12 protein-coding genes are annotated in these 14,903 nt (G+C 41.2%); 11 read left to right on the top strand and 1 reads right to left on the bottom strand.

Features of this window, described 5'->3' with window-relative positions; translation table 11 throughout:
* A partial coding sequence (locus ACZFYI_RS06440) for an asparagine synthetase B family protein (protein ID WP_462523301.1) occupies positions 1–1,271 on the top strand: 1,271 nt, incomplete at its 5' end.
* Complete coding sequence (locus ACZFYI_RS06435) at positions 1,268–2,491, top strand: glycosyltransferase family 4 protein (RefSeq protein WP_462523300.1); 1,224 nt, start codon at positions 1,268–1,270, stop codon at positions 2,489–2,491. The genes ACZFYI_RS06440 and ACZFYI_RS06435, both read left to right, overlap by 4 nt.
* Here ACZFYI_RS06435 and gldB read toward each other — a convergent pair.
* Positions 2,460–3,464, bottom strand: a complete 1,005-nt coding sequence (gene gldB / locus ACZFYI_RS06430) for a gliding motility lipoprotein GldB (protein WP_462523299.1) — start codon at positions 3,462–3,464, stop codon at positions 2,460–2,462. The two genes, ACZFYI_RS06435 and gldB, sit on opposite strands and share 32 nt — an antisense overlap.
* Before the next feature lie 226 nt (positions 3,465–3,690).
* On the opposite strand from gldB, the gene ACZFYI_RS06425 reads away from it, so the two are divergent.
* The 9 genes from ACZFYI_RS06425 to ACZFYI_RS06385 form a co-directional block, all read left to right on the top strand.
* Complete coding sequence (locus ACZFYI_RS06425) at positions 3,691–4,638, top strand: fasciclin domain-containing protein (RefSeq protein ID WP_462523298.1); 948 nt, start codon at positions 3,691–3,693, stop codon at positions 4,636–4,638.
* 224 nt (positions 4,639–4,862) lie between these two features.
* Positions 4,863–5,867: a radical SAM/SPASM domain-containing protein gene (locus ACZFYI_RS06420; RefSeq protein ID WP_462523297.1), complete on the top strand. Its 1,005-nt coding sequence runs from the start codon at positions 4,863–4,865 to the stop codon at positions 5,865–5,867.
* A 264-nt stretch (positions 5,868–6,131) separates the two neighbouring features.
* Positions 6,132–8,642 carry an SLBB domain-containing protein gene (locus ACZFYI_RS06415; RefSeq protein WP_462523296.1) on the top strand — a complete coding sequence of 837 codons (2,511 nt, stop codon included), beginning with the start codon at positions 6,132–6,134 and terminating at the stop codon, positions 8,640–8,642.
* Between the two features lie 4 nt (positions 8,643–8,646).
* Positions 8,647–9,714 carry a GumC domain-containing protein gene (locus tag ACZFYI_RS06410; RefSeq protein WP_462523295.1) on the top strand — a complete coding sequence of 356 codons (1,068 nt, stop codon included), beginning with the start codon at positions 8,647–8,649 and terminating at the stop codon, positions 9,712–9,714.
* Positions 9,715–9,733: 19 nt separating this feature from the next.
* A complete protein-coding gene (locus ACZFYI_RS06405; protein WP_462523294.1) occupies positions 9,734–11,032 on the top strand; it encodes an oligosaccharide flippase family protein in 1,299 nt (432 codons plus the stop codon).
* A gap of 111 nt (positions 11,033–11,143) precedes the next feature.
* Positions 11,144–12,058, top strand: coding sequence for a glycosyltransferase family 2 protein (locus ACZFYI_RS06400; protein WP_462523293.1), 915 nt, complete (start codon positions 11,144–11,146; stop codon positions 12,056–12,058).
* A 9-nt stretch (positions 12,059–12,067) separates the two neighbouring features.
* Positions 12,068–12,976 carry a class I SAM-dependent methyltransferase gene (locus tag ACZFYI_RS06395; protein WP_462523292.1) on the top strand — a complete coding sequence of 303 codons (909 nt, stop codon included), beginning with the start codon at positions 12,068–12,070 and terminating at the stop codon, positions 12,974–12,976.
* A complete protein-coding gene (locus tag ACZFYI_RS06390) occupies positions 12,973–14,364 on the top strand; it encodes an O-antigen ligase family protein (RefSeq protein WP_462523291.1) in 1,392 nt (463 codons plus the stop codon). The genes ACZFYI_RS06395 and ACZFYI_RS06390 overlap by 4 nt, the downstream gene beginning before the upstream one ends.
* A partial coding sequence (locus ACZFYI_RS06385; RefSeq protein WP_462523290.1) for a glycosyltransferase family protein occupies positions 14,357–14,903 on the top strand: 547 nt, incomplete at its 3' end. The genes ACZFYI_RS06390 and ACZFYI_RS06385, both read left to right, overlap by 8 nt.

Below are 14,903 nucleotides of genomic sequence, written 5' to 3'. Positions count from 1 at the left end.
AAATCGACAAAAGCCAATTCTTGCCTTATTTCTATTATAGGCATAGTCTGCCCGATAAGTCGTTTTTTGAAGAGGTGAAGCAAGTATTGCCAGGAGAAATCATCAGGTTGGATTTCAAAGGCAATGAAATCCACAGGGAGAAAATGGTTTTGGAACCAATCCAAAAACATGAAACTAGCCAAATTATATTTGAAGAAAAGCTAAAAGAAGCAGTCTCTAGAGGTTTTGCTGCTGAAAAACCCGTCGGAATGGTACTCAGCGGAGGCGCAGACAGTAGTTTATTGTATGCCGTTTGGTATGAACTTACCGGTCAAAAAATACCAACCTACACTGTCGCTTTGGAAAGTAGACTACAAGGCAAATACAGTGACCCCCATTTTGTAAGGATTTTTAACCGACATTATCCTTCCGAAAACAGAGAAATCCGGGTGAATAAAGCAACGGTCATAGAAAATTGGGATGACTACATCCAATCCATGGACCAACCTATCGGAGACAGCGCAGGGTTTTTGACCTGGTTGGTAGCCAAGGAGGCCAAAGAAGATGTCAAAGTCTTGGTGTCTGGGGCAGGGGCGGATGAGCTTTTTGCAGGGTACAACAGGCACCGGGCTTTCAGGCATTATCTGAACCATTCCAAAGTTTTGAAGCAGATTGCCACAATTTCAGATTTTCCTTTGCCGGGGTATTTGAAAAAACTCCTTCAAAGCATTTCCAAGAGTCCTGAAGACACTTTTATACAAATGGCGGCGGTTGATCAAATTCCTGAAAATTACCTCCCTTTGTTCAGACCTTGGTATCCCAAAAGCGAGTTTGATTTCAAGAATGCCTTGGATTGGGACCGAACATTTTACCTGGTGAATGACATACTCAAGATCCATGATAACGCCTGCATGGCACATGGGATTGAAGGACGGGCACCTTACCTATATTCCGGGCTTTTGGAATTTGCTCTTGGGCAGACAGAGCAGGAATTGTTGAAGACCAAGGGAAAAGTTTTGATCAAAGAGGCGCTCAGAAAGCGTGGTTTGGCGCAGATTGCTGACCGAAAGAAATTGGGATTTGGCTTGCCCTTGCAGGAATGGATGGGGCAGAGCGACTTCAGAGAATGGGTTTTTGGGCCCATCCGACAGCTATCAAAAGAATGGGGGGAAAGTTTTCCACCTGAAATGTATAAATTTGTAGCCCAGCCTGAAAAAGCAGATAAGCGACATTTCCTTCTGGTTTGGAACATGTTTATCCTAGCCTCTTGGCTGACAAAGTTTTCAAAATGAAAATCGTTTATATCCACCAGTATTTTGTCACCCCTTCTGAAGGAGGAGGAACCCGCTCTTACCACTTGGCTAAGGGCATGGTGGAGGCGGGAATTGAGGTAGAAATGATCACTTCCCATTCTGAAAACTACTATGATTTCAAGCTCATCGATGGGATCAAAGTACATTACCTGCCTGTTCCATACCGACAGGAATATGGGTTTTTCAGACGGATATGGGCATTTTCGACATTTGTGAATCAGGCGAAGAAGTTTTTACGCAAATTGCCAAGGCCTGATTTTCTATACATTACCTCGACGCCATTGACGACAGGATGGATTGGATTGTGGGCAAAGAAAAAGCTGGCGATTCCTTTCATTTTTGAAGTCCGGGACCTGTGGCCGGATGCACCGATACAGGTAGGGGCGATCCAAAATCCCATTTTGAAGAAAATGTTATACAGCCTTGAATCCAGGATTTACCGTCATGCTTTCAAGATTGTGGCCCTTTCTCCCGGGATTGCCAACTCTATCCGCGAAAAGTGTGATTCCTGCAAAATCCATTTAATTCCCAACTTTTCAGATACTGCTTTTTTCCATCCTGTGGAGAAAAATGGACAAATACTTCAAAAATTTGGACTTGAGCCTAAGTTTACGATCGCCTATGCAGGTGCTATCGGTCAGGTGAACGCTATCCATGAAATGTTGATTTTGGCTAAAATGGCACAGGATAAAGGGAAGGATTATCAGTTTGTTGTCATGGGAAAAGGATCCATGCTCAACCCACTCCTACAAAAGGCAAAGGATTTGGGACTTAAAAATTTCTTCTATTTCCCTTTTGGGAGCAAAGAAGAAGTGCGGCAGCTCTTGGGGGTTTCGGACATGGCCATGGTTACTTTTGCCCATCTGCCTGTGTTGAAAACCAACAGTCCCAACAAGTTTTTCGATGCTTTGGCAGCCGGAAAGGGAATCATCGTCAACCACAAAGGATGGGTATACCAATTGGTAAAAGAATACCGTCTTGGGGTTTATTTCAATCCTGAGGGACCCGAAGAGGCTTTTGATAAAATTGAAAAAATTGCCTCTAGTCCCAGATTGCTCAAAGAAACACAACATAATTCCCGGGAATTGGCAGAGAAATATTTTTCCAAAGAGATAGCTGTACAAAGGCTTTTGGCAGTGATCGACCCTGATAAATTCGGGAAGGAATTCAGGGACGAGGTTTATATCCTGACAGCTTAAAGATTTTTTCAGTATCGGATTCTGCCATCAATTCCCAAAGTGGTACCTCATTGTTGAATTGGTAGTCATCCACAATATTCCATCCGAGCCATCTTCCAACCCTTCCCGGCGCATCAGGGCTGATTTCAACAGTGGACGGCGCTTCACCGGTATATTTTCTGATCTCAAAAGGATTTGTTTCAAACAAAAGGTCATTTTCCACAAAATAGGACCATATCATTTCTTCATTGTCGAAGCAGGCAGCAACTTCTTCACCCGAATATCCAATGATGAATTCATCCGGCGTGCATGGCAGGATGGCCTTGGTAAAATGATAAGCTTTACCATAGTAGATCATTTCGGCAACTAGAGAGTTTTGCTTAAGGTCGGTCTTATTGTATGCAGAAGAAATTGCGGTGACAATCATCGGGACAATGTACTTTGCTTCATATCTTTTTGCGATATATTCCGGTAAGTCAGGTGCCTGAAACCTGTGATCGGCAGGCAGGAAGTAATCCAAGCCGATGACAATCATTTCGGAATCCACATACAGATCAGAGCTAAAACCGCTGACAAAGGTGTAGACTTTAGGAATTTTAAATTCAGGAAAATAATGCTTGATGTACTTGAAGGCATTCCCCAAGTCTTTTTCCAGATCTTCGATATCAGGGTAATGGATCATCACCTCATCATAGAGTTCTCGCATCAGTGTATCCTGATGGGCGACTAGAAGTTCGGAGGCCAATTCCTCTTTAGTCGGGTAAGTCGATGTCAGCAGGTACTTTTCAGCAAAGTAGGGATGCTGCTCAAATAGGTAGCTAAAGTCTTCCGCCGATTTGGCATCAAAAAATTCTTTTTCCAACCTGACTATCTCCAAATCGACTTCTGTTTTTAGAATATCTTCGTCCAATCGGCATTCTTCAGGTTCTTGTTTGCAGGATGAAAAAAGAGTGACTAGGATCAAAATAGCAGGTAAAAGGATTTGGTTTTTCATAAGAATGCCTTGCTGAAATGGAATTTGGCCAAATCTACAAGGAATCTTAAAATTATTGGTTGATTTTTTGGCAAAGTCCACATTTGGAGAATTTCAGAAAGCTGATTTTAGTTACAATATTTTTACGCTTGTTTACAAATTACAGGTGTTGATACCAATTTATCTAACATATGTTGACTAGGTAGGTTTACAGGGTACTCAAATAAACACTTAACCAACAAAATTTATGAAAACTATCAAATCAAAATTGTCATTGCTGACAGTATTTATGCTGTCATTGACTCTTGTTTTTTTCTCTTCCTGCAATGAGGAAGAGACCCCTATGCCGGATCCAAATATTGTCCAGGTAGCTTCAGCGAATACCAATTTTTCAACGCTTGTCGCTGCTGTTCAGACTGCAGGCTTGGCGGAAACACTTTCCGGAACAGGACCATTTACTGTTTTTGCACCTACCAATGATGCATTCAACAGATTTCTTAGTGCAAATTCACTCACCGCAGATCAATTATTGGCTTCTAATGGATTGGGTGAAACTTTGACTTATCACGTTGTCGGAGCTTCTGTACCTTCCTCAGCTGTGTCGGCAGGTAAAGTTACCTCTGTTTCGGGAGATCCTTTTTATGTGAGCATAGCACCAAACAATGAAATATGGATCAATGGGAATGCAAAAATAACAGCAACGGATGTGGCCGCTTCCAACGGCATTATTCATGTGTTAGATTATGTCATTACCCCTCCGACCCAAAATATTGCTGAAATTGCCATTGCTTCCTCCACAGCTGCACAACCTGAATTTACCCAATTGGTGGCAGCCCTTGTGAGAGCAAATCTTGCGGGAGCTTTCCAAGGTGGTTTTGACGATGATTTTACAGTTTTCGCTCCAACAGACGCGGCTTTTCAAAATCTTTATGCTGCTTTGGGAGTGACAAGTGTTGATGAGATTCCATTAGAGACTTTGACTGCTGTTTTGCAATATCATGTGGTTCCGGCAAGAGCTTTTTCACAGGATTTGAGAGAAGGAGCTTCTTTGCCTACTTTGTTGACTGGACAAAACCTGACTGTAAACCTATCCAATCTACAGATCAATGATTCCGGTTTAGTTGCTGAGGCATTGAATATTCATGCTACCAATGGCGTGATCCATGTGATCAATAAAGTATTATTACCTGAATAACTGTTAGCAGATCACGGTTCGAAGTGGGTATTTTGGGGATCTGATTTTAAATTGTATAAACCCTATCAATCAATCTCCAAGATCTTGAATCCCTTCAAAAATTGCTTTATACTATTTATTTGGTAAAGCTTTACTTGCTTTTAGACATTTAAAAAAATGAATAAAGAAGTACCGGCAAACCCCGGTACTTTTTTTTACTCGTTATTTTTTGATTATTTCAATCCGTGGAAAACAAACTTGTATTTGGGAAGGCTTTGATAAAATACGTGAGTTTGAAAAAACTCCGCAATTACTTTTTGCTTTTATCTTCCTTCCAAGTCAGCAGAATGCTTGGAAAGGCAAGGATATGGGGCTATCCGACTACCTTATCCATAGAACCGACTACAAGCTGTAATCTTCGCTGTCCGGAATGTCCAAGTGGATTAAGGAGTTTTTCCAGACCGACGGGTATGATTGAAGAACGTTTGTTTCAAAACATCATAGACCAATCCAAAGATTACCTCACTTACCTTCATATTTATTTTCAGGGAGAACCTTTTCTTCATCCAAGATTTTTGGAAATGGTTTCCTATGCTGATAAAAATAAGGTTTTCACTTCCACTTCTACCAATGCCCACTACCTGAATGAAAAGAATGTGGCTTCCGTCCTGACCTCTGGACTCAAGCAACTGATCGTGTCCATGGATGGCATCACGCAAGAAATCTATGAGGATTACAGGATTGGAGGAAATCTGGAAAAAGTAAAAACGGGACTTTCATTGCTGCTCAAAAAGAGAAAAGAAAGCAAACAACTTTTTCCAAGAATTGTCCTTCAGTTTCTCGTCACGGGCAAAAATGAACATCAGATTCCCGCTTTGAAAGCATGGGCAAAAGAAGTCGGTGTAGACGAACTGCAACTGAAGACTACCCAAATCTATGATTTTGAAAACGGGTCACCTTTGATTCCTTCCGACCACAGGTATTCCCGATATTTACCAAAAGGAGATGGTACCTGGAAACTTAAAAAGGAAATCGAAAACAAATGCTGGCGGATGTGGCAGGGAGCAGTATTCACTTGGGATGGAAAGATGTTGCCTTGCTGTTTTGACAAGGACGGTCAACATGTAATGGGTAAAATCAAAGACACCGGCTTCAAGGAAATCTGGAAAAATGAAGCCTATACCAATTTTAGGAAACAATTGTTGGAGGATAGGGCCCAAATTGATATCTGTAAAAACTGTACAGAGTAATTGGGATAGGCCTAATTTAATTGCAGGGATATTTCTTTACTGCATGGAATAGTTATCTTTACGCAGATTTTCTCCTATTTTACATAGAAAACGCCCTAGGTTTATACACCTCCTGACATCAAGTATAGCCAAGTTGCCAAGCAAATGACACACCAATACCTTATGTATTTTCAGCCTAAATTATTTCTAAAAAAAGCTTTAGGGATATTTTTCATTACGTTTTCATTGATTAGTTTCCAAATAGAATTCACCCAAGCCCAATCCATGGCTGACCTCAGTGCCATCAATGTGGACGACTTGTCAGATGCCCAAATCCAGGAATTGATAAGAAGGGCGGGTGAAGCAGGATTGTCAGAATCGGAATTGATACAGATGGCAAGACTTAGGGGGGTTTCGGAAGCTGAGTTGGAAAAATTGAAAAAAAGGATTGAAAAAATGGAAATCTCAGGTTCGGAGGGAAGGCCCGGCGCTACCTCTTCCAAAAGAGAACCAAGGAAACAAGGTGACCTGAATGAAATTACAAGTGGCTTATTCCAGGAACAGGATAACATCAGCTTGGCCGATCAGCCATCCCCCTTTTTTGGTATGGATATTTTTTATAATAAAAAAAGAAGGTTGAGTTTCGAGCCTAATCTGAACATTGCCACACCCAAGAATTATATACTCGGTCCGGGAGACCTGATATACATAGATGTATATGGTCAATCGGAAAAATATTATGAAGCTGTAGTCAGTTCGGATGGATTTATACTCCTTGACAATGTGGGTCCTGTCGGGCTTTCCGGCAAAACCATTGAAGATGCTGCCGTCATTATCAAAAACAGACTTTCCAATTTTTATGCAGGAATGACAGGAAGTAATCCCAATACCTTTATGCAGGTTACCCTTGGCAATGTCAGGACGATCAAGGTACACTTGGTGGGCGAATTGAGGTTACCGGGAACATTTACCCTGAGCGCTTTCAGTACGGTTTTCAATGCACTTTATGCTGCAGGAGGACCGAATGACAATGGTACCATGCGCCAAGTGAAAATAATAAGGGATGGCAAAATCGTCTCTGAGGTGGATATTTATGATTTTTTGGTCAATGGCAATGCCAATTTGAATTTCCAGCTCAAGGATCAGGATGTAGTCATGGTTGATCCGTTTTTGTCCAGAGTCAGTGTATTGGGAGAGGTAAAAAGGCCCAAAATCTTTGAAGTGAAGGACGGGGAGACCTTTGCGGATCTTCTGAAATTTGCTGGGGGATTTACTGATTTGGCTTTCAAAGACCGCATCAATGTCATAAGAATCACAGGGAAGGAAAAAGCAGTTTCAGATATTTTCAATGAACAATTTTCGATTTTCACGGTCAAGGGTGGCGATGAATATACCGTAACCAAAGTTTTGAATAGGTTCTCTAACAGGGTACAAATCAAAGGAGCGGTTTTTAGAGAAGGAAATTTCTCGCTTACGGAAGGGTTGACACTTTCACAGCTGATCAAAAATGCAGACGGTATCAGGGGAGAGGCTTACCTAGAAAGGGCAAGCATCCTGAGGACTTATGATGACCTCACCACAGAGATGATTTCTGTAAATCTGCGTGGTATCATGGAAGGCACTGCCCCCGACATTCCACTCCAAAGAGAGGATGTGGTCAGGGTTTCGAGTATCTATGACCTTCAGGAGGAGTTTTATGTACAGATCAATGGAGAAGTCAAAAATCCAGGCACTTACCCTTATTCAAAACAGATGACCGCTGAAGACCTCATTATCTTAGCAGGGGGATTGCGAGAATCTGCCAACATTGAGGACGTCGAAATCGCCCGCAGGTCTGGCACTACAGATTCAGGGACTTTTTCAGAATTGATCCCCATCAAAATTAACATAGGCTTGGATATACAGGAAAATCCCATCAACCTTCAGCCTTATGACAATGTAGTGGTCAGGAGGAAGCCGAATTTTACATTGAGCAAACAGGTACAAATAGAAGGTCAGGTCAATTCGCCAGGGATATTTTCAGTTCAAACAGCAGAAGAGAGAATTTCCGATGTGATCAGAAGAGCTGGTGGGCTAACTCCGTATGCGTATACCAAAGGGGCTACCTTGATCCGGAGAACGGAGTTTTTTGATACAGAATCTGAGCAGCTCAGAAGACAGAGAAACCTGCAGGACTTGCAGCAGAAAATGCAGCAGAATCCAAACAACACCGAAGCACAGGAATTGCTGTTGCAGCGATTGTTTCTCGAAATCGGGAACGTCGATCTCGGAACCTCAGAAGGAGCAATTGCAGCCCAATCCAAAAAAGAGGCTATTACGGGTATTTCCGAAACCAAAGCAGATTTGGCTCCTATCAGAATAAGGCAGACTGAGGCAGTAGCCATAGATTTGGAGGAAATTCTCAAGAATCCGGGTTCCGACAAAGACCTCATTCTCGAGGAAGGAGATGTAATCTCCATCCCCCGTCAATTGCAAACTGTACGGATGAGGGGAAATGTTGTTTACCCGGCAACAGTCCGGTTTGAGATGGAAAAAGGAACGAAATTCTATATTAACAGGGCGGGGGGTTTTGATATCAGAGCCAATAGGAAAAGAACATATGTTGTCTATGCCAATGGAGAAGTGGCACGGACAAAAAGCTTTTTGGGACTCAGATCATATCCGGCTGTAGCTCCCGGCGCAGAAGTCATCGTGCCATCCAAAGAACCAAGAATTCCGGTAAGGCCAGGAGATATTGTAGGAATTGCAACAGCCCTTGCTACGCTTGCATTGGTAATTACTCAAATCATTCAATAACAATATGAAAGGAGAACAACATATTTTGGATGATAAAATTACTTTTAAGGAAGTTATCCTCAACCTCCGAAGTTGGGTATATTTTTTTATTGGTCATTGGAAATTCTTCCTTTTTGCAGTGTTAGCCGGGATTGTTTTAGGTGCTTTGGTATCTATCTTCAAGAAACCAGTTTATCATGCTGAGACCACATTTGTATTGGAGGAATCCGATATGGGGGGTATGGGACAGGTTTCGGGGCTTGCCTCTTTGCTCGGGATCAATTTGGGTTCTATGAGCGGTCCTTCCGGGATTTTCCAAGGGGAAAACATCATGGAGCTCTATAAATCTGACAACATGCTGGGCAAAACACTTTTGAGCCCATTTGATAACAATACACTTCTCATCGATAGGTTTATTGAATCCAACAAGCTTGACAAAAAATGGGCAAGTAAAGTGGATTTGGCGAGTCTTGATTTCTCGATTTCAAGGGAGAGTTTTTCTGTGACACAGGATTCAGTGGTCAAGGAAATTTCAAAATTGATCAGGGAAAAGCATCTGTCAGTAGAAAAACCTAACAGGAAGTTGAGTATCATCTATGTGACTGTGAGTGCTAAGGATGAGCAGTTTGCAAAGGTTTTCAATGAGTCCATGGTAGAAAACGTCAATACTTTTTACCTCGAGACCAAGACCAAAAAGACTGCTGAAAATCTTACCATTCTTCAGATGCAGGCAGACAGCGTGAGGGCAGTATTGGATGAGAACCTGATGGAATTTGCAAACATTGCAGACAGGATTCCTTTTCCAAATGCCCTTGTACAAAGCGCTACCGTGGAGAGCAGGAAAAAACAAATAGATATTCAGGCGGCGTCATCTGTATTTGCAGAGATTACCAAAAATCTTGAAATCGCTAAAGTCAATCACCGCAACAATTCACCCTTGATTCAGATCATCGATTCTCCGAGATATCCATTGAAAAGTACTAGGATCAAATTCTTGAAAGGAACTGTCTTTGGTGCTGCAATAATGGTATTTTTGGCTATGGCTTTCTTATATTTCAGACAATTATACCGCCTTCATATCGAAGAGAGTTGAATTTTCATCATGTCTAGATATGATAGAAAAAATCACTTCCCATACTTTTACCGGCCTGTTCAAGAGTAAATCGATACAGAACTTTATTTTTTTGATTACGATTCAGGCTTCCAATATTGTGATCACGCTGATTTCAATGCCCCTGCTGATCCAGGGTATTGGAGTAGATCAGTTCGGTTTGGTCAATCTTTCGCTATCGGTGATTATTCTAGCCAATATATTGGTTGGATTTGGCTATAACCTCAGCGGTCCAAGGGAAGTTGCTATCTATCAAAATGACAAAGAGACCCTTTCCCAAATTGTTTCCAATATTGTTTTTAGTAAAGTTCTGATGGCATTATTGGCCACATTAGGGATTGTGGTGTCGATTTTTGGACTGAACATGTTCAAAGAATATCAGTGGATATTACTCTTTTCGGTCTTGCTGCTGTTTTCTGAAGCGACCCTTCCTCTTTGGTTTTTTCAGGGGATGGAAAAAATGAAGTTAATTTCCATCGCCAATATATTCAGCAAGCTGCTTTATTTGATGGGGATTGTACTTTTTATCCATGCTCCTGAATCTGCAAAATGGGTCAATTTCATCATGGGGGCTTCTGGTTTGGGGATCAATATCCTGCTGTTGCTCTATATCCATTTCATGCTGGAGATCAGGTTTTATAAGCCAAAATTTGTACAGCTATTTTCATCTCTAAAAGATAACGGACTCTTTTTCTTATCCAATATTGCAACCCATATATCAGTCAATGGGGGTCTGATTGTGCTTAGTTTCTTTGCTACTGCGGAGATTTTAGGAATGTTTAGCTTGGCAGAGCGGATTTCTATGGTCCTGAGAATGTTTCCTTCGATGGTGATCCATTCTATCTATCCCAATGCCACAAAACTCTTAAAGGAAGACCTCGGCCAATTCGTTGTTTTTTTGAGGAAGGCTTATTTCAGTACGATGATAGTAGCTCTTTTTGTTTCCCTGACCACTTTTGCTTTGGCCCCTTTTATCATACAGTTATTAGCCAAAACCCGATTTGAAGAATCCGTCATTTATCTCAGGATTTTGGCTTTTATCCCCTTTCTTGCCTGTCTCAATATTGCCAACGTGGTGATATTTTTGGGCAGGGACCAAAAGGAATTGATGTTCCGCTCTTCTTGGATTTTACTGCTATTTATGCTCCCCGTTTGCTTCCTGCTGTCTTATTATTTTGGAGGGATAGGTTTGTGTTATGGCTTATTGTCCACGGAGTTGGTAGTTTTGCTGATCTGCACTGTCCTGAATCTCATGAAGAATAGGGATATTATAAGGGCTTTTTGGAAAGGTGGGATTTAGGTATTTAAAAAGGTTAATATTAAAATCCGGACAGAAAATCTTAATTTTGGCACTTTCGATTGTGTGAATAAGAAAGTTTCCCAATTAAAACCGGATTTCTAAAATTTTTGAATGAACCCTAATTCTCCAGCCAAAGTAGCCATCATCATAGTCAACTGGAATGGATATGACCTGACTAAAACCTGTTTGGTTTCCCTCAGAGAAATCCATTATCCCAATTTCCAGACTGTTTTGATAGATAATGGTTCATTGGACCAATCAGGTGATAAACTTAAAAGTGAATTTCCGGAAATTGAATTGATTGCATGTTCTGAAAATCTTGGATTTACCGGAGGCAATAACTTAGGCATCAAATGGGCCTTAGAAAATTACCATGATTATGTGCTGCTGCTAAACAATGACACAGTCGTCGAGCCTGATTTTCTTCAGCCTTTGGTTTCTTTTTTGGAACGGAATCATGACTATGGCGCGGCCCAACCAAAGATCATGTTTGAAAAGGAGCGGAATAAAATCTGGAATGCAGGTGGGGGATATTTCAAATGGCTGGTAATGAGCTGGTCGGTAGGGATAGGGAAAGAAGATCATGGACAGTTCGATGAAGAAAAAGATACTCCATGGATTACAGGTTGTGCCATGATGGTCAGATCGGACGTGATAAAGGAGGCAGGGATGTTGGATAACAGATTTTTTGCCTATTACGAAGATGTGGAGTGGTCACTTCGGATCCAAAAATCAGGATACAGACTCCGGTACCTTCCCAAATCAAAGATTTACCATGTAGCAGGGGGTTCCTCCAAAAAAATCAAAACCAAGGAAGGCATTGTTCCGCCGATTATTCATTTTTACCGGACGAGAAACCATCTCTTTTTAATCCGAAAACATGCAAATCCTCTGTCCTTTGTATTAAGTTTGGTGTACCAAACTGCAAAAAACGCTGCTTTCATTATCTACCTGGCTTTTATTGGTAGGTTCCAAAAAGTAAAAGCAATTTTAAAAGGTCATTTTGAAGGCCTTTTTGCCAAATGAAATCCATTGATGAATAGTTCTGACAAGCAAATTTACCCCGACATTGAAGCTTATTCCAAAGAAATCGGGCTGAGTCCTGAGGTTCTTGCAGAAGCCTTCAAACTCGAAAACCATTACCACAAATTGTTGATCAATGAACAGAGCTCTAAGAAAAGGGAAGCTTTGTATGATGAATTCTATTCCAACCTGTTGCAGTTTTATGGCAGAACAGCAAAAGAAGATGATTCCCTAGAGAACAGGATCGCGACCAAAGACCCACAGGTTACACTTTTTGAAAAGGAATTGATAGGAAAATCCATCATTGATTTCGGTTGTGGAGAGGGGTATTTTCTGATGAATATCCAAAAGAAGATTCCATACAAAAAGCTGACTGGCGTAGATGTTTTTATTCCCGATACGCTCAAAAACCATCCCCAAATCCAATTCATTGCTTCAGGTATCATCAATTTCAAGACTGAAGAGAAATTTGAATTGGCCTTTTCCGACAATGTGATCGAACATCTTTCCCCCTTGGATTTGATGGACCATCTGCGGTCAGTCTATGAAAGTCTGGTTCCTGGTGGAAAATTTATTCTCGTCATGCCAAACAGGCTTTTTGGTCCGATGGATGTAACCCGGATTTTGGATAATTCCAGCTCTGGGAGAATTCAGGCGCAGGGGGGACATCTCAACGAGTCTACTTATCATGAAATGGTCAGTGCCTTGTCAAAAACAGGATTTATAAATTTTGAAACTGTACTTCCAATCCCCAAATTCAAGTACAGTACTTTTAAAAACAACCGAATCAAGACAGACTGGATCATCGGCATAGAGCAAAGTAATTTTTTATTGAATATATTCAGGGGGATAAAAGTCAAAGGAAGATGCCCGGTGAGGTTTACCGTGACTTTGATCTGCCAAAAGCCTGAACTGCATTGATCGCACAGATACTCTTTGTTTTTGCCCTTTTGGGTTATGCTGTACTCCTATACTACACGCTGAAGGCCATGGTCTTCAAAGGAAAATGGGAGTATGTCGTGTATTTTCTTGCGGCATACCTTCCTTTTCACATTACTTTTCTGAGCATCGTATTTCAGGCTACCAATTCTACCATTCCGGTCACCTTGTTTCAATTGGCGAAAGACTTGATGGTCATCGTTTCAGTGTTTCTTTTTGTGTTGTACAATAGGAAGATATTTGATTATCCTTTTCGGCTTCATAGGGTGGACTGGCTGATTTTGTCTTTCCTTGGATTGGCATTCCTGTTTCTTCTTTTACCTCTGGGTGATACCGGATTTGTCAATAAAGCCCTTTATTTCAAAAATTTGCTTATCCCTGCCTTGGTCTATTTTGTGGGGAGAAATACCGTATTCGATGAACTGGAAGTCAAGAGGCTCTTTCAGGTTATTTTTGTAATTGCTGTTTCTGCATTTGCTGTCAATCTCTTGGAAGGTTTGATCAACACCCACCTGCAAAACTATACCGGCTATGCGCTCTTCAATCAGGTGGTTAACAACATGGAACCCTCCGGGAATTTCGGCCTTTCCTGGACATTCGAAACACAAGCCATCACCAAGCGATTCGCATCATTTTTCTCTGATCCCTTGGAAATGGCAAGTTCTGTTTTGTTGGGCTTTGCAGCTGGACTTATCTGGTTTCTGACTTCCAAAAGGGAAGATTCCTTTCCTTACATTTTGGTCATGCTATGCTCGATGGGAAGTTTGTTTTTCTCAAGTTCAAGAGCAGCTTTTGGAGCTTTCTTTATCATGATCTTCTTTATTGCGGTGATTTTTAAGCTCAATCGGTTGATCCTTTTTGGATTCAGTTTGGTCATTTTCTTTATAGTTTTTGTGATTTTCTTTGCTTCGGAGGATTTTTATTATTTTGTTCTCGACACCCTTACATTCCAAAATGCCTCAAGTGTGGGGCATGTGCTGGAATGGCTCAATGCGCTTGAATCAATGATTGAGAATCCATTCGGTGTGGGTTTGGCTATGAGTGGCAATTCGGGAAGTGTCAGCGATGAGGCGAGAATCGGGGGAGAAAACCAGTTCCTGATTTATGGGGTTCAGATGGGATTTTTGGGGATGTTTTTATATATCCTGTTGCTCAGTTATTCCATTATCCGATCCATCAGGGTGTTTAGGCTTACAGAAAATGTCATGTCGGCAAGAATTGCATTTACAGCTGCAGCTGTCAAAACAGGGCTTTTGTTGCCACTTTTCACTGCCAATGCCGAGCTGTACACCTATGTGAGTTGGATTTCATGGTGGATGGTGGGATATGCTATGAATGAATACTCCAAAATCCGAAACAATAATGTCTAAACCCAAGGTTTTGATCGATGTGTATTACCTGTATGTAGCGCAGACAGGGATCAGAACTTACATGGTGACACTTTGCGAGGAGATTTTGAAAAATCCAAATAGTGGATTTGACTATGTTATCAGCCCGGACTTTAAGAAATTGAAAACAAATCAATTCTTCAGAGGAAAAACGGCCAAATGGAAAAACATCCTTTTTCAAATTCTCTACTTCATTCGAAAGCAGGTGGTTCTTCCTTTTCTTTCTTATTTCCACCAAGCTGACATAGTCTTTAGTCCGGATATTTTAAGTCCAATTTGGTCAAGGGGTAAAAAAGTTTCTGTACTCCATGACACTTTCTTTTGGGACAATCCTGACCATTATCAAAGACTTTGGCTGAAATATTACCTATATTTTTTGGAAAAAGGCTTGCAGAAAAATGGAGAAATCATCACGATTACCCAATTCTCCAAAATGAGATTAAAAGAATTGTCTGGATTTAAATCTATCCCCATAAGAGTTGTCTATCCGGCATCCGGTCTTTCGGGAGAATTGATTCCCG

This window comes from Aquiflexum sp., assembly GCF_977115555.1.
This window is presented reverse-complemented; position numbering and strand designations above follow the sequence as displayed.